The organism is Desulfosporosinus youngiae DSM 17734, assembly GCF_000244895.1.
Lineage (GTDB): Bacteria > Bacillota > Desulfitobacteriia > Desulfitobacteriales > Desulfitobacteriaceae > Desulfosporosinus > Desulfosporosinus youngiae.
This window is the reverse complement of record NZ_CM001441.1, coordinates 5,620,898-5,641,984: the sequence shown is the minus strand read 5'-3', so window position 1 is coordinate 5,641,984 and position 21,087 is coordinate 5,620,898. Positions and strand designations below refer to the sequence as shown.

General features: G+C 44.5%; 22 protein-coding genes and 2 tRNA genes. 23 read left to right on the top strand and 1 reads right to left on the bottom strand.

Features of this window, described 5'->3' with window-relative positions:
- Positions 1–8 precede the first annotated feature (8 nt).
- The 5 genes from DESYODRAFT_RS26350 to DESYODRAFT_RS26330 all read left to right on the top strand — a co-directional run bounded on the left by DESYODRAFT_RS26350 (position 9) and on the right by DESYODRAFT_RS26330 (position 3,773).
- Complete coding sequence (locus tag DESYODRAFT_RS26350; protein WP_007787692.1) at positions 9–962, top strand: branched-chain amino acid ABC transporter permease; 954 nt, start codon at positions 9–11, stop codon at positions 960–962.
- On the top strand, positions 943–1,710 hold the full coding sequence (locus DESYODRAFT_RS26345) for an ABC transporter ATP-binding protein (RefSeq protein WP_007787690.1): 768 nt from the start codon (positions 943–945) through the stop codon (positions 1,708–1,710). The genes DESYODRAFT_RS26350 and DESYODRAFT_RS26345 overlap by 20 nt, the downstream gene beginning before the upstream one ends.
- A complete protein-coding gene (locus DESYODRAFT_RS26340; RefSeq protein ID WP_007787688.1) occupies positions 1,710–2,414 on the top strand; it encodes an ABC transporter ATP-binding protein in 705 nt (234 codons plus the stop codon). The genes DESYODRAFT_RS26345 and DESYODRAFT_RS26340 overlap by 1 nt, the downstream gene beginning before the upstream one ends.
- A 174-nt stretch (positions 2,415–2,588) precedes the next feature.
- On the top strand, positions 2,589–3,215 hold the full coding sequence (locus DESYODRAFT_RS26335; RefSeq protein WP_007787686.1) for a CBS and ACT domain-containing protein: 627 nt from the start codon (positions 2,589–2,591) through the stop codon (positions 3,213–3,215).
- Between the two features lie 126 nt (positions 3,216–3,341).
- Positions 3,342–3,773 (top strand): DUF2889 domain-containing protein, encoded by a 432-nt coding sequence (locus DESYODRAFT_RS26330; RefSeq protein WP_007787684.1) that lies wholly within the window; start codon positions 3,342–3,344, stop codon positions 3,771–3,773.
- Positions 3,774–3,790: 17 nt separating this feature from the next.
- Here the strand turns inward: DESYODRAFT_RS26330 and DESYODRAFT_RS29690 are convergent, their stop codons facing one another.
- Positions 3,791–3,919 (bottom strand): hypothetical protein, encoded by a 129-nt coding sequence (locus DESYODRAFT_RS29690; RefSeq protein WP_007787683.1) that lies wholly within the window; start codon positions 3,917–3,919, stop codon positions 3,791–3,793.
- Between the two features lie 177 nt (positions 3,920–4,096).
- Here DESYODRAFT_RS29690 and DESYODRAFT_RS28550 point away from each other — a divergent pair.
- The 18 genes from DESYODRAFT_RS28550 (at position 4,097) to DESYODRAFT_RS26250 (ending at position 21,028) form a co-directional block, all read left to right on the top strand.
- Positions 4,097–4,194: transfer RNA gene (locus tag DESYODRAFT_RS28550), tRNA-Sec, on the top strand.
- Between the two features lie 223 nt (positions 4,195–4,417).
- Complete coding sequence (locus DESYODRAFT_RS26325; protein WP_007787682.1) at positions 4,418–5,155, top strand: CvpA family protein; 738 nt, start codon at positions 4,418–4,420, stop codon at positions 5,153–5,155.
- A gap of 232 nt (positions 5,156–5,387) precedes the next feature.
- The gene (locus tag DESYODRAFT_RS26320) at positions 5,388–6,266 is read left to right on the top strand and encodes a mechanosensitive ion channel family protein (RefSeq protein WP_007787681.1); all 879 of its coding nucleotides are present in this window, start codon (positions 5,388–5,390) and stop codon (positions 6,264–6,266) included.
- Between the two features lie 126 nt (positions 6,267–6,392).
- A complete protein-coding gene (locus DESYODRAFT_RS26315) occupies positions 6,393–6,587 on the top strand; it encodes a DUF951 domain-containing protein (RefSeq protein ID WP_042339195.1) in 195 nt (64 codons plus the stop codon).
- 81 nt (positions 6,588–6,668) lie between these two features.
- Positions 6,669–7,769, top strand: coding sequence for a redox-regulated ATPase YchF (ychF, locus tag DESYODRAFT_RS26310; RefSeq protein ID WP_007787679.1), 1,101 nt, complete (start codon positions 6,669–6,671; stop codon positions 7,767–7,769).
- A gap of 134 nt (positions 7,770–7,903) precedes the next feature.
- The gene (gene rpsF, locus DESYODRAFT_RS26305; RefSeq protein WP_007787678.1) at positions 7,904–8,191 is read left to right on the top strand and encodes a 30S ribosomal protein S6; all 288 of its coding nucleotides are present in this window, start codon (positions 7,904–7,906) and stop codon (positions 8,189–8,191) included.
- 18 nt (positions 8,192–8,209) lie between these two features.
- A complete protein-coding gene (locus DESYODRAFT_RS26300) occupies positions 8,210–8,620 on the top strand; it encodes a single-stranded DNA-binding protein (RefSeq protein ID WP_007787676.1) in 411 nt (136 codons plus the stop codon).
- A 21-nt stretch (positions 8,621–8,641) separates the two neighbouring features.
- Positions 8,642–8,872: a 30S ribosomal protein S18 gene (rpsR, locus tag DESYODRAFT_RS27775; protein ID WP_007787675.1), complete on the top strand. Its 231-nt coding sequence runs from the start codon at positions 8,642–8,644 to the stop codon at positions 8,870–8,872.
- A gap of 260 nt (positions 8,873–9,132) precedes the next feature.
- Positions 9,133–9,423 carry a MazG-like family protein gene (locus tag DESYODRAFT_RS26295; RefSeq protein WP_007787673.1) on the top strand — a complete coding sequence of 97 codons (291 nt, stop codon included), beginning with the start codon at positions 9,133–9,135 and terminating at the stop codon, positions 9,421–9,423.
- Between the two features lie 24 nt (positions 9,424–9,447).
- Entirely contained in the window at positions 9,448–10,380 is a 933-nt protein-coding gene (locus DESYODRAFT_RS26290; protein WP_007787672.1) for a DUF2232 domain-containing protein, read from the top strand.
- 14 nt (positions 10,381–10,394) lie between these two features.
- Positions 10,395–10,844, top strand: coding sequence for a 50S ribosomal protein L9 (rplI, locus tag DESYODRAFT_RS26285; RefSeq protein WP_007787671.1), 450 nt, complete (start codon positions 10,395–10,397; stop codon positions 10,842–10,844).
- Positions 10,845–10,904: 60 nt separating this feature from the next.
- A complete protein-coding gene (gene lonC / locus DESYODRAFT_RS26280; RefSeq protein WP_007787670.1) occupies positions 10,905–12,812 on the top strand; it encodes a Lon family ATP-dependent protease in 1,908 nt (635 codons plus the stop codon).
- A 47-nt stretch (positions 12,813–12,859) separates the two neighbouring features.
- Positions 12,860–14,194, top strand: a complete 1,335-nt coding sequence (gene dnaB, locus DESYODRAFT_RS26275) for a replicative DNA helicase (protein WP_007787669.1) — start codon at positions 12,860–12,862, stop codon at positions 14,192–14,194.
- Between the two features lie 228 nt (positions 14,195–14,422).
- Positions 14,423–15,853 (top strand): NAD(P)/FAD-dependent oxidoreductase, encoded by a 1,431-nt coding sequence (locus tag DESYODRAFT_RS26270; RefSeq protein ID WP_007787668.1) that lies wholly within the window; start codon positions 14,423–14,425, stop codon positions 15,851–15,853.
- Between the two features lie 119 nt (positions 15,854–15,972).
- Positions 15,973–17,271 carry an adenylosuccinate lyase gene (gene purB / locus DESYODRAFT_RS26265; RefSeq protein ID WP_486599013.1) on the top strand — a complete coding sequence of 433 codons (1,299 nt, stop codon included), beginning with the start codon at positions 15,973–15,975 and terminating at the stop codon, positions 17,269–17,271.
- Positions 17,272–17,298: 27 nt separating this feature from the next.
- Positions 17,299–18,582, top strand: a complete 1,284-nt coding sequence (locus tag DESYODRAFT_RS26260) for an adenylosuccinate synthase (RefSeq protein ID WP_007787666.1) — start codon at positions 17,299–17,301, stop codon at positions 18,580–18,582.
- A 94-nt stretch (positions 18,583–18,676) separates the two neighbouring features.
- Positions 18,677–18,753: transfer RNA gene (locus DESYODRAFT_RS26255), tRNA-Lys, on the top strand.
- A gap of 505 nt (positions 18,754–19,258) precedes the next feature.
- Complete coding sequence (locus DESYODRAFT_RS26250) at positions 19,259–21,028, top strand: methyl-accepting chemotaxis protein (RefSeq protein ID WP_007787665.1); 1,770 nt, start codon at positions 19,259–19,261, stop codon at positions 21,026–21,028.
- The last annotated feature ends 59 nt before the right edge of the window (positions 21,029–21,087 follow it).

Here is a 21,087-nt window from a genome sequence, read left to right as displayed (position 1 = left end):
TGGCAAACATGGGTAAGTGGATTAATCGTCAAAATGTTGTAACCTTACTGGGGGTCTTGCTTCTCTATGCCATCGTCCAGGGAAGTATCTTCATGGATGTTTTACCACCCTTTGTTGCTCTCACATTGATTCAGGTGTGTATTTTTGTTATTCTTTCGACCAGTTTAAATTTGATTAATGGGATAACGGGTCAATTTTCCATTGGACATGCCGGTTTTATGGCGATTGGCGCATATATGGCTGCGATTGTCGTAGTCAAATTTCAGGGGCCGCTTATTCTGGCGCTTCTTGCCGGGGCGACAGTGTCTGCGGTCGCAGGTTTCTTAATCGGATTGCCTACGTTACGGCTTAAAGGAGACTATCTGGCAATAGCTACCCTGGGGTTTGGGGAGATTGTACGAATTGTCTTTTTAAATATGGAGTATGTCGGGGGCGCTTCCGGGTTTTCAGTTCCGAAAACGATTACTTGGACATGGGCCTTTTGGCTCACGGTCTTAAGTGTTATGATTATTAGAAATTTTATTTATTCCACCCATGGCCGGGCTTGTATCTCTATACGGGAGAATGAAATTGCCGCGGATGTCATGGGCATTAACACAACCAAATATAAAATTATGGCGTTTACCTTAGGTGCCTTTTTTGCAGGATTGGCAGGGGGAATTTATGCTAATTATCTCTACATTATTCAACCCTTGACATTTAGCTTTCTTAAATCCTTTGATATACTGGTTATGGTGGTACTCGGCGGTTTAGGAAGTTTGACGGGCAGTATTCTAGGCGCAGTACTGATGACGGCTGTTTCAGCGGTATTGTCAGGCTGGCCGGAATGGCGGCTTGTGATAACCGCTATAATTCTGATCGCATTAATGATTTTCAGACCGACGGGTCTATTAGGTACTAAAGAATTTAGCTTAAGTTTCCTCGGAAAGAAGGGTGATAAGAATGCCTCTTCTAAAAATTGATAAACTCTCTAAGTCCTTCGGTGGTTTAAAAGCAGTATCCAATCTGAATATCGAGATTAATGACGGGGAACTGATTGGTTTGATTGGCCCGAATGGAGCCGGAAAAACGACGGTCTTTAATCTGCTCACAGGGGTCTATGATCCGACGGAAGGTACTGTCAGATTTTCGGACAAGGATATGCGCGGACTCAAACCTTATCAGGTTACGCAGAGAGGAATGGCCCGTACATTCCAAAATATTCGTTTATTCAGTGATTTAAGTGTTATTGATAATGTCAAGATAGCCTATCATCAACGAAGTTCCTATGGTATATTCAGTGCGTTCTTTCGTCTGCCAAGCTATTACTCGGGAGAAGAAGAAATGCATCGTAAAGCAATGGACTTGCTGAAAATTTTTAATCTTGATCATAAAGCTGAAGAAATTGCCAAAAACTTGCCTTATGGTGAACAACGCCGCTTAGAGATCGCTCGTGCTCTCGGAACAGAACCGAAGCTTCTCTTGCTGGACGAGCCGGCGGCCGGCATGAATCCTCAGGAAACTCATGACTTGATGAACCTTATTCGCTGGATTCGCGAGAAATTCAAGCTTACAATTTTGTTGATTGAACACGATATGTCTTTAGTTATGGGAGTATGTGAGCGCATCTATGTCTTAGATTATGGAACGATCATAGCTCAAGGTGCACCAGATGAAATCAAGAGCAATCCCAAAGTCATTGAGGCTTATCTAGGGGAGGAGGTTGTCTGATGCTTGTCCTTGAAGAGGTTAATGTTTATTATGGTGCTATTCATGCTCTCAAAGGGATCTCCCTCGAGGTTAATCAAGGTGAAATTGTAACCTTAATTGGCTCAAATGGTGCCGGAAAAAGTACCTGTCTTAAGACCATTTCAGGGTTATTGCGCCCGAAAGTCGGTAAAGTTATGTTTAAAGGTGCGGACCTTGCCAGCATTGCTCCGCAGGCGATTGTTTCTCAAGGGATATCTCAGGTTCCGGAAGGCCGTCGAGTATTCGCCAATATGACGGTTATTGAAAACCTGGAACTGGGAGCTTACTTGCGTAAAGATAAATCGGGTATCAAGGAAGACATAAAACGGGTTTATGACTTATTTCCTCGTTTGTTTGAAAGAAAGGCTCAGCTTTCCGGTACTTTATCGGGTGGGGAACAACAAATGTTGGCTATGGGCAGAGCTCTTATGTCCAGACCCCAGCTGCTCCTGCTCGATGAACCTTCGATGGGTTTAGCTCCTATTTTGGTTAAACAAATCTTTTCAATTATTAAAGAGATTAACACGACAGGAACAACGATTTTGCTTGTAGAACAGAATGCTCATATGGCCCTTTCTATTGCTAACCGTGCTTATGTCCTGGAGACAGGAAAGATTGTGCTTGCGGGAGATTCTAAACAACTTGCTGCAAGTGAAGAAGTCCGTAAGGCCTACTTAGGAGGCTAATTGCATATATTTAAGACAAGTCTCTTCAGTAGATCTTCCGGGGGTCCCTTGTTCGAGTGATGATAGCCTTTTTCATGACATAAGTGGCGCTAAGCATTAACCGGCCGCACTAGTTTAGCGTCGAAGAGTAACATTAATTTGCCGAGCTTTAAATTAGAAAGGGGTAATTTAGAAATGTATGTTCGACAATTTATGACGGCTCAGGTTTTCACAGTGAACCCGGAACTATCGATTGCAGATACAATGGCTCTTATGCGTGAAAAGAAAATAAGCCGATTGCCGGTTGTAGAAAAGGGTAAACTTGTCGGCTTCGTAACCGACGGTGATCTGCGTGAGGCTTCTCCTTCAAAAGCAACAACGTTGAGCGTGTTTGAACTTAATTATTTGGTGGCTAAAACCCCTATCCGTGAAGTAGCGATTAAAAAGGTTGTGTTCTGTCACCCGGATACTCAGATCGAGGATGCTGCTTTATTGATGCGTGATCATAAAATTGGCGGATTGCCTGTTGTTGATAATGGTAAAGTTGTTGGGATTATTACCGGTTCAGATATATTAGATGCCTTTTTAGATATTATGGGATTTCGCAGCCCCGGACAGCGCGTCATGATTGAAACCAGAGATCAAATTGGTGTTATGTCAGATCTGGCTGTTACAACCAAGGAATTTGATGTTAATATTGGGAGTCTGGCGGTATATCATCTTAAAGATAATCAAATCCAGATTCTTGCCCGTCTGCAGGGTGATCAGGTAGCTGAGGTTGAAGAAGCCTTACAGAAGAAAGGCTATCAAGTGAAAAAGTAGTCCAAATCAAGAAAGCCGGAAAGCACTAAGTGAAGCTAAATTCATTTAGTGCTTTCTTTCTGCGTAAAAAGAGATATAATATTATTGTATTACCATTAATTGCTTTATATATGAGGAGATGGAATAATGTATCTTTTTAATCGTTCGATTTCAGTCAATGTCCGTTCAATGGATTCCAAGACGGTATCTGTGAATGGCGTCTTTTTGGATACTCATCATGAACTTTGTATCACTCTGGAAGTTGACGTTCAACGTCAGACAATTACAGCAGCTACCGGTCAATTTTGCAGGTGTCCACATACAAATTGTGCAGAGACTCAAGAACGAATTGCCAAACTGGTTGGCCTTAAGCTGGATAAAAGTGTGCGTAAACAAGTTCTGGCTGCAGTTGGCCTGAAAAATGGATGCACACATATAACAGAGCTTACCCTCGAGTGTGTTAAAGGTTTTATGCAAGCAACTTATAAGTTGATGAATCTTTCAATGCCGGCGGAAAAAGTCGATGAACTAGTCGAACAATATCTCGAGGGCAGTTGCTTCCACTATCAAAAGCACTGATTTGGTTATTAAAATAGTTATTTCGGATTTTCATAAGCGATTAAGATGGTTTTCTCACCATTGGTATTAAATTTTGTTTCTAAGGCTCTAAGATCTTCAATTTGAGCTGTTGTTAAATTAGAAAATAAAACGTCTGAATGATTCATAACTAAACCCCTTTCAATTTCCTGATTCTTATCCGGTTATAGAGCTGGATAAGAATAGTTTGCTTAGATTTTTTAAAACTTATACCGTTGTTCTTAAGTTTAAAGTACTTGACATTACAGTACCATTTGCTTTCCAAACTATTGGAAATATGTTAAACTTATTGCTGTGGTTAGTTTGGGGATGGATGGTGGCTGGTGCTGCTCCCGGACTTCAAATCCGTGTGTCGGGACGCAGAACGTTCCGAGGTGTGTTCGATTCGCACGCATCCCCGCCATATTGAAGCCCGAGGGTGACTATTGAAGGATCAATTCAAGATCTGATCATGATAGACATGGAAACACAACCGAAAGATAATTTTGATGATATTAGGCAGCGATAGCTGCCTTTTAACGTATTGAACCCATTAGTTCAGCAGGATTTTGGCTGGCCTTAACCGAATAGGCATTATTCATAAAGAACTAAAAAGGCTGCCGATGGTTGATTAGGAGGGAACAACAGTGAATCTGTTTGATGTTCTTATTATGGGGTTTGTTTTATTAGGGGCACTGCGCGGCTATCAAAGAGGCTTAATCACAAGTATTGTTAATCTTTTTAGTTGGATTGTAGGTGTCTGGGCAGCCTCTTGGCAGTATATACCTGCTCTTCGCTGGGCTGAACGCTACTTTCCACTTCAACAGTGGTTGGAACCAGTGATCTATCGGGCCCTGCTGCCTTCGGTGGAGACAAAAGCCTTAACCTTGCAGCAACAGCTTTTGGGAAATATGTTGGGGATACTTCCTGAGGAATGGCGTAATATGTTTCCTTCATTAGATTTATCCGGCTTACAGATGCCGCAAACGGTTGAACAAGTCACTCATACTCTTGCCGGAACGATTACCGAGAATATTCTGCGGCTTATCGCTTTTGGCTGCGTGTTTTATTGTACAGTGCTATTGATACACTTATTGGCAGCGATCCTCCTGCGGCCCTTTGGCAGTTGGGGCGGATCGTTTAATCGCGGCGGAGGGCTTCTGTTTGGAGGGCTGGGTGCTCTTATTGGCTTGTCTGTCTTGGCAGGCTTATTGTCACCCTTCCTGCCGATGGGTGAGGGCGGTGATTTTATGCAGTTGATTGAGAATTCCCATTTCTATCCTTCTTTAATTGCCATCTTTAATGGTCTGGATCAGGTACTTTCGGCTCAGCTTAGAGAGAAGCTGATTGACCCCTTATTAATGAATAAAGGGGTTTGGTATTAGATATCAAATAGACCGCTTTAGGCGGAGACCCCAAGTGACTCTAAGTATCGTATAAATCAAACGCCGAAGAAGAAGACTTAAAAGTGGATTACTAATTTCCTGGCAAACTGCCGAATTAGGAAAACTATTTACGGAATGGATGTCTTGATATGGTCATGATGATGCGCGGCTATCATGCATTTTTAGACTATAAAGGCTAGACTATCTTTAACTGAAAAGGACGACGTATACTATGAATGGCACTTGGCTTCAAACCAGTTTAAACAACTATGATTGGCAGCAATTAGGAACGACTGTCTTGAATTCCTTACTGTATATCGTTATGATACTTATTATTGCCCGGATTTCCTATGGCGTGTTTATTTACATATTGCGCCGGATGCTGCTGGATCGCAAACAAAAAAACATTCTCAATGAACGTAAAGCAAATACGATGTTTTCCCTGCTCCGAAGTCTGTCGTTTTATTTTATTACCTTTACGGCTATTTTGCATACACTCAAACATCTTTTTAAGTTTGATACGGGCACCCTTCTGGCTTCGGCCAGTGTCTTGGGCGTCGCCTTAGGTTTCGGCTCGCAAAGTTTGGTTAAAGATGTAATAGGGGGTTTCTTCATCCTTTTTGAGGATCAGTTTTCGGTTGGTGACTATGTAAAAACCGGGCAATTCTCCGGGATTGTTGAAGAAACCGGAATTCGGGCGACCCATTTAAGGGACTGGGGCGGCGAACTTCATATTATTCCTAATGGCAGTATCACGGCGGTTACCAATTTCAGCCGGGGCAAAATGAGAGCATTAGTCGATATTCAGATTCCCTATAATGAAGATTTAGAACGTGCCATGAAGGTAATGCATGCTGTATGTGAAAGAGTCGCCGCAGAGTTTGGTGATAAAATTATTGATCCTCCGACCGTGCAGGGCGTCATTCAGTTTGGGGAACGAAATGCTGTCTTGCGGGTTGTTGGGTTTACAAAACCTAATGAACAGTGGAGTCTGGAGCGGGAACTGCGTCGTCAAATACATAGTGCCTTTCTGAAAGAGGGTATTCGAACTCCGCAACAAACGATTATTATTGATGATCTTAAGAAACCTCCCATGGGAAACAAAATATAATAACGTATTTTTTATGATAAAAGGTTTGTTAGTCAGAGAGGACGAATTAATCAGAGGGGTCGAATGACGGAAGCCAGAGGAGTGACATCCAACTTCGAACCTCGATTTAGGGGGGAGTTAATAAAAATGGTTCCATTAAATGTAGGAGATATTGTACGTCTTCGTAAACCACACCCCTGTGGCAGTGTGGATTGGAAAGTGATGCGGACGGGTATGGACTTTCGAATACAATGTTTGGGCTGTCAGCATCAGGCCTGGATCCCCAGAGTTAAGCTGGAGCGCAATTTGAAGGAGATTCTTCAGCATGCTGATGAAAAATAAGCTAAGTGGTTGCAGAGTAGAAGAACTTCACATATAATCTGTAAGGATAGCTCGTCTCGTTATTATGAGGAGGTTAAAGCATTGACGTTACATGCGGGAATTGTAGGTCTGCCTAATGTCGGTAAATCGACGTTGTTTAACGCCATCACCCAAGCGGGTGCTGAAGCGGCTAATTACCCATTTTGCACGATTGATCCGAATGTCGGAATGGTAGAGGTACCGGATTTCCGTCTGCAAAAGCTGGCGGATATGGTAAATCCTAAGAAGATAGTTCCGGCTACGGTTGAGTTTGTGGATATCGCCGGACTCGTTAAGGGAGCAAGTAAGGGAGAAGGATTAGGGAACAAGTTCTTGTCGCATATTCGCGAGGTAGATGCTATTGTGCATGTTGTACGGTGTTTTGAAGACGAGAACGTTGTCCATGTTGAAGGAACGGTAAATCCTAAAAGGGATATTGAAACGATTGATCTTGAGTTAATCTTAGCGGATATGGAAAGTGTAGAGAAACGTTTCGAGCGGACAGCAAAACTTCTGAAAGCCGGGGATAAAAAGGCTCAATCAGAAATTGCGCTTTTGGAACGCTTGAAGGTAGTGTTTAATCAGGGCAAAGGAGCCCGGACCTTGACCTTTACGGATGAGGAACGGGATCTTCTTAAGGGATTTCCGCTTTTAACCCTTAAGCCTGTGCTCTATGCTGCCAATGTCAGTGAAGGCGGACTTTCTACAGCGGCTGATAATCCTTATGTAAAACAGGTGATGGAGATTGCGGCTGAAGAAGGGGCTGAGGTTGTTGTAGTCTGCGCCCAGATTGAGGCAGAAATTGCGGAACTTGAGGCTGACGAGAAAGATGCGTTTCTTGAGGACTTAGGACTTGAAGAATCGGGGTTGGACCGTTTAATCCGGGTTGCCTTTCACCTGCTGGGTTTAATGACCTTCTTTACTGCAGGACCTCTGGAAGTGAAGGCTTGGACGATTTATCAGGGAACAAAGGCTCCTAAGGCGGCAGGGGTAATTCATACGGATTTTGAACACGGATTTATTCGGGCAGAGGTAGTCTCTTATCAGGACTTCGTGGAGCACAATGGACTGAATGGTGCAAGAGATAAAGGTTTAGTTCGGTTGGAAGGTAAAGAGTACATCATGAATGATGGGGATATTGTTCATTTCCGTTTTAATGTGTAACTCGGGCTTAATTTGGCCTGTTTTAGATAAATAAGTTGCTTTTAAGGTAATTAAATGGTATAATTTCTGCTTGGTAGTCTAAATATATCCCTGCTCCGTAAAACGGGGCCGCTAGTCCGGGGGGAGGTGCAAATATGAAAGCGTACGAAATACTCTATATCATCCGGCCAGATCTGGATGAGGAGGCAACCACAGCACTTGTTGACCGTTTAGGAGGGCTTGTAGCCGCTAATGGCGGAGCAAACCTAACGGTAGAAAAGTGGGGAAAACGCCGGTTAGCCTATGAAATCAAAGATTATAGAGAAGGCCAATATATCCTTATGAACTTTGAAGGTGAAGGCCGTACATCTCAGGAAATTGAGCGGGTTATGAAAATCTCCGATGATGTAATCCGTTTCCTAACAGTTAGAAAAGATGACTAAGAGGACGGAGGGGCGCATATGTTAAATCGTGTCGTTTTAATTGGCCGTTTGACGAAAGACCCCGAATTGCGCTATACACCCACAGGTGTAGCAGTCGCTAATTTTACATTAGCGGTGGACCGCAATTATAAAAATGCACAAGGGGAAAGAGAGACCGACTTCATCAATTGTGTAGTCTATCGGCAGCTTGCTGAACTCTGTGCCAATTATTTGGCTAAGGGAAAACTGGCAGCCGCGGATGGGCGGATTCAAGTCCGATCGTATACCGGACAAGACGGTCAAAAACGCTGGGTCACCGAGGTCATTGCTGAAGATGTCCGCTTCTTAAGTCCGAAAGACAGTGGGGGCGGGAGTACGGATTCAAGATCTCTGGGCGGAAACAGCTCGTTTGGACATGAAGTAAATTTGGATGATGACATCCCATTCTAGTAGGGGAAGGGGAGAATTAGTATGAAACGTGAACGCGGACGTCGCCCACGTAAGAGGGTATGCAGCTTTTGTGTAGACAAAGTTGAGTCTATGGATTACAAAGAGACACATAAAGTACGTAAGTATGTTACTGATCGCGGCAAAATATTGCCACGTCGTATTTCCGGAAACTGTGCGATGCATCAGCGCCAAGTAACCTTGGCTATCAAACGGGCTCGCAGTATTGCCTTATTGCCATATAGTGTAGAGTAGAAAAAAGGGAGCGAGAGCTCCCCTTTTCTATTTTATAATCAGGCCCTCCTCATAAGCCATTTTGACTCTGGTTAAATTTTCATTGGACAAAGGTGCAGGAGATTTATAGGTTTATCACGAATTGTATTGGATGGGCATAGTTTATCTCTTAGTTGGCAGGGAAGTCTGCTTTGCCGCCGGGTAATATATCGTTAGGGAAGGCTTTTATTGAAGAAGTGGATCGAGGTTAGGAGGGGGCGGCCCTGGATATTGAAGTTGATGTGGTAAAAGGCTTAAAAGCGATTGATGAACTAAAGGTAAATCTAATTCAGGCACAGTGGCTTGTTCAGCATGGAATTCTGAGTGGTTCTGAGGATGAAATGATACAAGGTTTGGCAGACTTAGTAGGAATGAGCTATTTGTTGGCAAGACGATTGGGCTTTGACTTTTCACGGCTTGACCGCATGCTTCTGCAGCGATTGGACGGTTTAAAAAGCACGGATGAGATGAAGCTTGAAGAGCACTGGGGAGATTTCAGCTTGTTATTAAGCTATCTTGCCCCGGAAGACTAACCTCATAGGAGAAAGTTGGAAACGATGTTTATAAGTGATGAATTAGCACAGGATTACTTGGCGAGAGCGGTTCTATTGACCTTCCCTTGGGTAGGCATCGCAATGGGAACTTGGGGATTTTTTTGGGAAGTCCTTTTATTATTAGCTGTGTTTATGGTAGGTCGTCTCAGGGGAGTGTTCAAATCCGCTCTTTTCCTAGTGGGCGGCTATAGTTTGGCTTTGGTTGTTTTGGGGGCGGATGCCCTTAACTATCTGAGCTATGTACCCTTGGCAGGGCTCCTGGGGGTTTATGGATGGCAGAAGGATTGGCCGGCTCGTGTCATCTTTTTTTGGGGTGCTGTTTTGGCGGGAGTTTTAGGAACGATACCCATTCTTGCCTTTGTAGCACAAGGAATTGATGCTAATACTATGAATACCATGATCGATGCGACTGTTCAGCAATACCACGCTTCAGGGTTGTTGGAAATGATGCAGCAGCAAGGAGTCGATGAGAGCCAGATCCGGGATTTACTGCATCAATTAATCCAAATTTATGCTTTGGTCATTCCTGGAATTGCTGCGATTATTTCCATAATTGCGTTTGGGTTTGTTTTCTATATTATGAGGCGTTGGTTTAAACGCAGCGAATGGGTTCCGTTTACCCATTGGCGTCTGCCTTGGTACGCAGTTTGGGGTGCTGTTTTGGGAATCGCCGGCTATCTTCTGGGGGATTACTTTTCCTGGCCTGTTATATATGGACTGGGAATAAATCTTATGGTTGTTTATGGGCCTATAACCCTGGTCCTGGGGGTTTCTGCGTATCTCTATTTATTAAAATCCCCAAAAATACCCCGGTTGCTTAAATGGACGTTAATAATAGTTAATTTTATATATTTCATGTTTAGTATTGTCAGCATTACAATGTTTGGCCTATTTGATTTAGTCATGAATTTCCGGCGTCTGCCGGAAGAATCGTAAGGGAGGAATTATGCATGAAAGTTATTCTTCAAGCGGATGTGAAAGGAACCGGCAAAAAAGGACAGATTTTAGAGGTTGCAGATGGATTTGCAAGAAACTTTCTTTTTCCTAAGAAGTTAGCTATTGAAGCGACAACCGGCAATATTCAAGATATTTCCCATAAGAAAGCAGTGGAAGAGAGACGCAAAGCAAAGGAAAAAGAGGATGCTGTTCAGCTGGGTAATAAACTTAATGCTTTTCAGATCGAAGTAAAAACGAAAACAGGTGAAGGCGGACGCTTGTTTGGTTCTGTGACGAGTAAGGAAATTGCTGATGCCTTAAATAAACAGCATGGGGTTGTGGTCGATAAACGGAAGTTAGATTTAAAAGAACCGATTAAAGCCCTGGGCAGTTATGAAGTTAATGTCAAGATTCATCCTGATGTAACAGCTAAGCTTCGGGTACATGTCAGTGCTTTATCATAAAGCTTAAGAATAATTGAACCGGAACTATCAGTAATCTGTTCTCGTGAAAGGGGTTCCCTGATGAAAGGGATTTTGACAAAATGGTTAAATCAGACAAATCTCCACGGTGATCGTCTGCATGATGAGGAAGAATTGAGTCGGGAAGTAGAAGCTCTGTATGTTCTGCTTTCCAATTATTATGGCACAGATAAGCTGGTGCTTAAGGCCAGCCGGTTAGAAGCCTTAAAGCTTATGCGTTCCGGTGAGCTTGCCGAACGTGTTGCGGGATTACGCAAAATAGTCGCTGATGATCCGACGGATCAAACGCTGCCGACGATGCAGGAGATTCCCCGGTTATTAGAGGAAATCGAGGAGCAAATTGCCGATATTATCGCCCGGCGTGCAGTTGAAGAGCGGCTGGAGCGTGTTGTTTCCAAGAAGATACAGGAGCGGCATGAAGATTATGTTAAAGAGATAAAACTGAATGTGCTCAAAGAAACGGCGGGACCGGAAAACGCTCAAACACTCAAAAAGTTAGCCGTTCTCGAGAAGATGAATACGATCTCACTCAAACGTTCTGCCTTTGATGTTTTACGTCCCCGGACAGTGGAAGAAATCGCAGGGCAGGAAAATGCTGTGCAAGCCTTATTAGCTAAATTGGCGACACCTTATCCCCAGCATATATTGATTTATGGTCCGCCGGGGGTGGGGAAGACCTCGGCAGCCAGGGTTGCCTTAGAAATGGTTAAGAACCTCCCCTGTTCTCCTTTTACGAAAAACGCTCCTTTTATCGAAGTGGATGGAACGACCTTAAGATGGGATCCCCGGGATGTAACAAACCCGCTCTTGGGTTCGGTCCATGATCCCATCTATCAAGGGGCAAAGCATGACTTAGCGGATACGGGCATACCGGAACCCAAAATGGGTCTGGTGAGTGATGCTCACGGAGGTATCCTTTTTATCGATGAAATCGGAGAAATGGACCCCTTACTGCAAAATAAACTGCTTAAAGTGCTTGAAGATAAGCGGGCATTTTTTGATTCTTCATATTATGATCCCAGTAATGGACAGGTGCCTCAGTGGATTAAGAAACTTTTTGATGAGGGCGCTCCAGCTGATTTTGTTCTGATTGGGGCGACAACGAGAGATCCTGCTGAGCTTAATCCGGCCCTGCGTTCCCGCTGCTCTGAGGTGTTCTTTGTTCCTCTGGAACCTAAGGATGTTCAGCACATTATACGTCAGGCCGGTCAGAAGCTGGGAGTAAGGCTGGATGATAATGTCCCGGAAATTATCAGTGAATATGTGATTGAAGGACGGAAGGCTAATAGTATTCTGACGGATGCCTACGGCCTGGCCAGGTATCGGAACCCTGATCAAGAGGAAGTTCGAGTGACGTGTGAGGATGTTTATGAAGTCCTGCGCTCCGCCCGGCTTACTCCTTTTATTTTTCGCAAGGTCCAAAGCAATCTGGAAGTTGGCAGAGTTTTGGGCTTGGGAGTGTCCGGATTTTTGGGTTCGGTTTTAGAGATTGAGGCAATTACCTTTCCCGGCCAGAATGGTAAAGGAACCATTCGCTTTAATGAAACGGCGGGAAGTATGGCAAGGGATGCTGTCTTCAATGCTGCCGCTGTGATCCGTGCGCTGACCGGGGAGGATTTACGCAATTATGATGTTCATGTTAATGTCATCGGCGGAGGAAAAATCGATGGTCCTTCAGCAGGGCTGGCAACCACCCTGGCTATATACAGTGCCTTGAAAAAGCAGCCGCTCCGGCAAGATGTAGCTGTGACCGGGGAGATTTCTATTCAAGGAAAGGTTAAGCCGGTGGGGGGTATTTACGAAAAGATTTTCGGGGCTAAGCAGGTTGAAGTTCGTAAGGTTTTGATTCCCCTTGAAAATATGGCGGATGTACCCCAGAGTTTGCAAGGTATTGAAGTGGTGGCAGTCAGTACCATTGAAGAGGCTATGAGCCACGTTTTTGATGTCTGAGAGTAATTTCAAGAGGATAGAATGAGTAGGTTCGGAGGAGAGAAGATATGGAACTCATAAAAGTTCCGCCCCAGAATTTAGAGGCCGAACAGGCGGTCTTAGGTGCGATGATGCTCGAACCGGAGATTGGAAGTTCTGTCTTTGAGATGCTTCAGCCGGAGGACTTTTATAGAGATAATCATCGTTTGATTTTCAGCGCTGTTCAAGAGCTCTTTGAAAAAGGGGATCCGGTAGACTTAGTTAGTGTTGCGGAAGTTTTACGCCGGCAGGGACGCCTGGAACAAGTGGGCGGAATAGCGGCAATCTCCGAGATTGCCCGTTCCGTCCCTTCTGCGGCTAATGTAGAGTATTACGCAAGGATAGTCTCGGAAAAGGCCCTCCTGCGTCAGCTCATTCGGGCAACCAGCAGTATTTTAGAACGAGGATATGAGCCTGGAGAAGAAGCACGGAGCCTCCTGGAGGAAGCTGAAAAACTTATTCTGGATCTTTCCCGGCAGCGTGTTAAAGATGGATTTAGCGCTATTCGTGACGTTCTGCTGGACACGTTTGAAAAGATAGAGTACCTCTATGCTAATAAAGGAAATCTGACGGGTGTTCCTACGTTTTTTACAGACCTGGATCGTATGACAGCGGGCTGGCAGCCTTCGGATCTGGTGATCATAGCAGCACGGCCTTCTATGGGAAAAACCGCACTTGTTTTAAATATGGCTCAAAATGCAGCGGTTCGGGCCAAGGTTGCTGTGGCAATTTTCAGCTTGGAAATGTCCAAAGAACAGTTGGTGCAGCGAATGCTTTGCGGGGAGGCCTTAGTTGATCAGCAGCGTGTAAGGACGGGTGATTTGCTGGATACAGATTGGCCGAAGCTGACGCGGGCAGTGGGGCCTCTCTCGGATGCCCCGATCTTTATTGATGATACCGTAGGAATCACCTTGGCCGAGCTTCGGTCGAAGGCGCGAAGATTAAAGTCGGAGCATGATTTGGGGCTGATTATTATTGACTATCTTCAACTATTGTCAGTGGGGAAAAAGTCCGAAAGCCGCCAGCAGGAAGTTGCTCAAATCTCCAGAACTCTTAAGGGGATTGCCCGCGAACTTAAAGTTCCGGTCATTGCCTTGTCTCAGCTTAATCGGGGAGTTGAACAGCGCCAGGATAAACGGCCTATTATGTCGGATTTATTAGAATCGGGAGCTATTGAAGCGGATGCGGACGTGATTTCGTTTATTTACCGGGATGAATATTATCATTCTGAGTCTGAGAAAAAAGGTATCGCTGAATTGATTATTGCCAAACACCGCAACGGTCCGGTAGGAACCGTTGAATTGGGTTTTCTCAAAGAGTTTACTAAGTTTGTGAATTTGGACCGGCAGCATCAGATGGCTTAAAGAATTCCCCTTGCCAATTCGGGCGGGGGATTTTTGTGTCTAAGGCTAAGGGCTTGTTCCTCAAGAGGATTTATAAGGAATGTTGTATTGTCGAATGTTTTTTGTATTTTTAAAGGAAATGTTCGGTTATTGGATTGACAATGAGGATTAGGATTGTTAAGATGAAATTGTTTGCGATTGGGGTTCTTTGTCATTTTGGAATTAAAACGGCTCTGGGAGGGGAAACAATTGAAACACAATGTGGATGTATTAATCATTGGAGCCGGTCCGGCCGGAATATTTACGGCTTTAGAGTTATCAAAACACCATAAGGATCTTAAAATTCTTATTGTGGATAGCGGCCGAAGCATAGAGAAGAGAAAGTGTCCTGCCCGTACGACGGGAGTTTGCGCGGGATGCAATCCCTGTGCTATTACCAGGGGATGGTCAGGTGCAGGGGCCTTCAGTGACGGAAAGCTCTCTTTGAGTCCTGCTGTGGGCGGACGTTTAGTTGAATATATGAGAGAAGAACAAGCTCAAGAGCTGATTAATTATGCGGATTCAATATACCGGCAGTTTGGGGCTCAGGAAACTGTGTATGGTTTAGACAACCGGCGGGTAGAAGAGCTTGAATATGAGGCATCCCGTCATCAGATTGCCTTAATTCATTGCCCTGTGCGGCATTTGGGCACAGAGCTGGCTTATGACGTGTTAAAAGGCATGTATGAATATCTTATGCAAAAGACGAAGACGGTTTTTTGGGAACTGGCAGAGGTCAAGGAAATCTTAGCCGACTCTGAAGGAGCTATAGGGGCGACCATTCAGCGAAGGGGAAAGCAAGAACTTGATGAAGTGTTTGCACGTTATGTTGTTGCCGCTCCCGGACGGGGAGGAGCCAATTGGCTGGCAGATCAAACGGTTCGCTTAGGTGTTGTCACAGAAAATAACGAGATCGATATCGGCGTGCGTGTCGAGGTTCCGAACTCTATCCTGGATCATTTAACCCGCGAGCTTTATGAACCAAAACTGGTCTATTATTCGGATACCTATGATCTGAAAACACGGAGTTTCTGTGTAAACCCAGGCGGGGTGGTCTCAGAGGAACACTACGATGGGGATATCGCTGTTGTAAATGGGCATAGTTACGCCGATGCTGCCAAGAAGACCAAAAATACGAATTTCGCTTTATTAGTATCAACTCGCTTTACAGAACCCTTTAATCAACCGATCGAATACGGACGATATATCGCCCGGCTGGCGAACATGTTAACCGGCGGCGGGGTAATGGTTCAGCGTCTTGGCGATCTTCTCCAGGGAAGACGGACAACTGAAGCCCGTTTGCGCCAATCGACGACCATTCCCACACTTCTGTCGGCAGTTCCGGGAGACCTCAGTTATGTACTTCCTGAGCGGTATTTGACCTCCCTTATCGAGACTCTGAAAGCCTTCGATAAAATTGCGCCCGGCATGTATTCGAAAAACACATTACTATATGGAGTTGAGGTTAAATTTTACTCCTCTAAAGTAAAAGTTAAACCGAACTTTGAAACAGAGATCGCCAGGCTGTATACCATCGGTGATGGAGCCGGGATCACCCGGGGCTTGATGCAGGCATCAGCGACGGGGATTGTGGTAGCCCGGGATATTGTGAGTAAGATATCACCAGAAAGCGGCGTATAAATTCGAAGCTGATCTTGAAGAAAATTTATGAGGCAATATGAAGTAGTATTTTACACTCCTTTGCGGAAGATAATAAGAATTATTATAATAGGCCAAGATTTGATTGGGGGCGAAGGTTGTTGCTCGATCGATACACTCATCCGGAAATGGGACAGTTATGGCAGGATGGATATGAATATGAACGCTGGTTAGAGGTTGAACTGGCAGTTGCTGAGGTTATGGCGAAGCGAGGGGAAATTCCCCGGGAGGCCATGGAGGAAATCCGCACGAAGGCAAAGGTTAATCCCAAACGGGTTTTAGAAATTGAAGCTGTAGTACGTCATGATCTGATCGCTTTTTTGCAGGCAGTTGTAGAAGAGATCGGGGAATCCGGAAAATACCTGCATCTCGGGTTGACGTCTTCAGATGTTAAAGATACTGCCTTAAGCCTGGTCTTGCGAGATTCGGGACGACTGCTGAAAGAGGACTTAACAGAACTTCGGGGTGCTTTAGTTAAACGAGCTTTAGAAAGCAAATATACGGTGATGGTCGGACGGACCCATGGTATTCATGCCGAACCGCTAACCTTCGGCTTGAAGCTGGCCCTTTGGATTGCCGAGATTGATCGTCAAATCGAGCGTCTTGATCATGCAATCCTTTCTGTAAGCGCCGGAAAGATCTCAGGTGCTGTGGGAACCTATGCCAATGTTTCGCCTGAGGTAGAAGAGGCGGTTTGTAAACATTTGGGTTTAGAGACTGCTTTGGTTAGCAATCAAATATTACAAAGGGACAGACATGCCCATTTTGTTACTACTCTGGCACTAATCGGCGGTTCTGTCGAAAAGATCTCAACCGAGATCCGCAATTTACAACGGACAGATATTCTTGAAGTAGAGGAACCCTTTGCGACGGGTCAAAAGGGTTCCTCTGCCATGCCCCACAAACGTAATCCCATCATTTGCGAGCAAGTGGCCGGAATGTCCAGGCTGCTAAGGGGTAATGCGTTAGCGGCAATGGAGAACATTGCCCTGTGGCATGAACGGGATATGACACATTCTTCTGTGGAACGGGTTATACTTCCGGACAGCTGTATTCTGTTAGATCATATGCTTCGCCAGATGACTAAGGTTATTGCGGGACTAAAAATTCGTGAAGATCAAATGAAGAGGAATCTTCAGAAAACCTATGGACTGACATCGTCACAGCGTGTACTTTTGGCCCTCGTTGAACATGGATGTATGAGAGAAGAAGCCTATGCCTGGGTTCAGCAAAACGCTTTTCAAGCCTGGGAGCAAGGTCAGGATTTCATAGAGGTTGTTTCTAAGGATGCTCGTGTCCTGAACTATTTGACGAATGAAGAAATTCAAAGCTTGTTTGATCTAAACTATCACCTACATCATGTGGATGATATCTTTAGACGGCTGGAATTAGAAGACTAGAGCTTGAAGGATGGGAGGAATATCTATATGGCTGCAGTTGTATTGATTGGTTCTCAATGGGGAGACGAGGGAAAGGGCAAGATAACGGATTTCCTGGCTGAAAAGGCGAAGGTTGTTGTACGATACCAGGGAGGAAACAATGCGGGTCACACGGTTGTTGTGAATGGGGAAGAGTTCAAGCTTCATCTCATTCCTTCGGGAATCCTCTATGAAGACAAGACTTGTGTAATTGGCAATGGTGTGGTAATTGATCCGAAGGTATTATTGGATGAATTGGATTACCTTGCCGAGCGAGGGGTTAAAACGGGCAAACTGGTCATTAGCAGCAATGCGCAGGTGATTATGCCCTACCATAGGGTGCTTGACGGCTTAGAGGAAGAGGCCCGCGGTGAACACAAAATCGGGACTACGAAGCGCGGAATTGGACCGGCCTATATGGATAAGGCGTCACGGATCGGAATCCGGGTCATGGATCTTTTAGATAAGGATGAATTCGCAGATAAGCTGCAGAGGAATCTGGTGGAGAAGAATAATTTGTTGGTTAAAGTCTATGGCCAGGAAGCACTGGAATTTGATGAAATTTATGAAACTTATCTGGGCTATGCTGAGCGAATTCGTTCGATGGTCGCGGATAGTTCGCTTACCATTGATGTAAGTATCCAAGCTGGAGAGAAAGTTCTCTTTGAAGGGGCTCAGGGGACCTTGCTTGATATAGATCATGGGACTTATCCCTATGTAACCTCTTCTCATCCGATTGCCGGAGGGGCTTGCATAGGAGCCGGTATCGGTCCAACCCGTATTAATCGTGTGGTTGGGGTTATTAAGGCCTATACCACCCGTGTGGGAGAAGGCCCTTTCCCTACAGAGTTATTGGATGAGACCGGCGAAGAAATGCGTAAGAATGGACATGAGTTTGGCACTACGACGGGCCGCGCGAGACGTTGCGGCTGGTTTGATGCTGTGATTGCCCGTTATGCTGTTCGGGTGAGCGGAATCTCAGACTTTGCTGTTACAAAACTCGATGTTCTTACGGGATTTGATAAATTAAAGATTTGCGTTGGGTATAAGGTTCAGGATGAGATTATCCATGAATTTCCCCAAAGTCAAAAACTTTTCAAGCAATGCGAACCGGTTTATGAGGAAATGCCTGGTTGGCAAGAAGATATCACCAGCGTTCGCCGCTTTGAGGACCTCCCGCAGGCAGCGCAAAATTATATCCTGCGGATTGAGGAGCTATCCGGTGTACCGGCAACCTTAGTTGCAATTGGGCCGGGGCGTGAACAGACCATTGTACGGGGGGAAATCTTTTAGACGGGCCAATATCAAGGATCTTCAATAAATTTATGGGAAAAGCCTTGACAGAATTGATGCCTTCGTGTAAAATTCTAACTCGTGGTACAAATTTGGGCCATTAGCTCAGTCGGCTAGAGCACCTGACTTTTAATCAGGGTGTCCCGCGTTCGAGTCGCGGATGGCCCACCATTTTATAGAGATTTTTACATGAATCCGGCAGCCTCAAACAGGCTGATGATGGTTCTTAGATTGAATTGTAACAGCAAGAAGACAGTAATTAACAAACGTTAAATACTGTCTTTGTTTGTTTTGGTTTAAACGTACGGATGTTATACTTTTTGGAATTATTTCAAAGTAAAAATTAGATGCCGGAGTGCAAAAGATGCTCAAAGTTTAAACAAAATTAACATATTATAAGGAGTTATATATAATATTTGCTATTATTGTGCTATATTCAGATGAAAGAGGTTAGATTGACGAATTAGAACCTTTTTATAGTATATAAGGCTTTATTTGACAAGGGTAAACCCGGTAAAAGCTCAGGACGCTAAACCAGGGATTTTCTACATAAGGTAATGATGGCTGAGCTGCTGATTCAGGGCTATGTCGGGCCTTATTTGAGGGGGCGATTTTGCTGTACTTAATTATTCATTAGTGAAGAATTTAAGCTGTTGAGAGAAGGGGGCTAAGAGAAATGACAAAAATAAAATACAGTATTATTCTGCTGCTAGTGACGATAGCACTTATCATATGTTCTATTCTCGGAGGGTATAATATCTATAATGTGATAGTGAACGAGCGAACGAGTGTCACGCAATATCGTGATACCTTGTATGAACAGTTTGACCGGACGATTAAACTCCAGGTTCAGACGGCTCATAGTTTAGTCAAAGACATTTATGAACGTCAGGAACGAGGGGAATTAACCCCTGAGGAGGCAAAAAAGCAAGCTGCTGATTTAGTTAGAAATTTACGGTTTGACAATGATAACTACTTTTGGATTGACACGACTGAGGGGATAAACGTTGTTCTGCTTGGGAGAGAGGCTTCTGAAGGTAAGTCACGCTATGATGCCGTGGATAGTGACGGTAAATATTTTGTCCAGGATTTCATTAACAATGGAATTCAGGCAGATGGAGGCTATACTGATTATACCTTTGCTAAACCTAATGAAACTGAACCATTACCGAAGAGAAGCTATACCTTGTTATTTCAGCCTTATAACTGGGTGATTGGGACCGGAAATTGGGTTGATAGTATGGATAAGCTTGTTTCGGTGAAGCAGCTTGAAATTGAGAATAAGGGCAGGGCAAGTATAATCTATACTCTGGTATCTATCTTAGCGGCCTTAGGGGTATCCATGATACTGGGGACTATCTTAAGCAACAAGATTTCGAATAGAATTGTAGCAATGGCTAATTACACAGCGGAAATAGCAAAAGGTAATCTTAAAGTTGAACGCATCAATAGTGATGCTAAGGACGAATTAGGACAACTTGGCAGAGCGTTTGATACTATGACTGAAAATCTTATTCAGCTTGTCGAGCATGTGTCATCGTCATCCAAGCAAGTTGCTGCATCATCCCAACAATTGAGTGCCGGTGCGGAACAATCGGCTCAAGCGTCTTACCAGGTTGCAGCGGCCATAGCGGAAGTCTCTATGGGTGCGGAAAAACAATTAAGTGCTGTCAATGAAACATCGGCCAGTGTTGAGCAGATGTCGGCAGGTATTCAGCACATGATGGACAATGCTAAAATAGTGGTTAAGTCCTCTGAGCAAACGGCCCTTTCTGCCGCGGAGGGCAGCCAGGCTATCAAAAAGACGATTCAGCAAATGATGAATATTGAAGAAACAGTTACAGGATCTGCTGATGTGGTTATGAATTTGGGTGAGCGTTCTAAAGAAATCGGACAAATTGTGGATACCATTTCAGGTATAGCTGAACAGACAAACCTTCTCGCCTTGAATGCTGCAATTGAAGCTGCACGAGCAGGTGAACAAGGAAGGGGTTTTGCTGTTGTAGCGGATGAAGTCCGAAAATTGGCGGAACAATCTCAGGAGGCTTCAAAGCAAATTGCCTTATTAATCAGTGGTATTCAGCATGATACCCAAAAGGCTGTTGTGTCGATTAATGAAGGCACCCATCAAGTAAAACTGGGGACAGAGGTGGCTGAAACTGCCGGTCAGGCATTTAATGAGATAGCGGATTTAGTAAATCAGGTTTCATCCCAAATTGGGGAGATTTCAGAGGATATTCAACAAATGGCAGTGGGCAGCGAAAAGGTTGTCTCTTCGGTTACGGATATATATGAGATTAGCCGGGAAATCAGCGGGCAGACTCAAACGGTGTCTGCCGCAACAGAGGAGCAGTCGGCTTCTATGGAGGAAGTTTCCTCTTCGAGCCAGATTTTAGCAAAGATGGCTGAGGAATTGCAGGAAACCTTGAAAAAATTTAATGTATAACTACAATCCCCAAAAGGGATTAACAGGGGTGAAAGGAACGGAATAATTATGGTTTAACG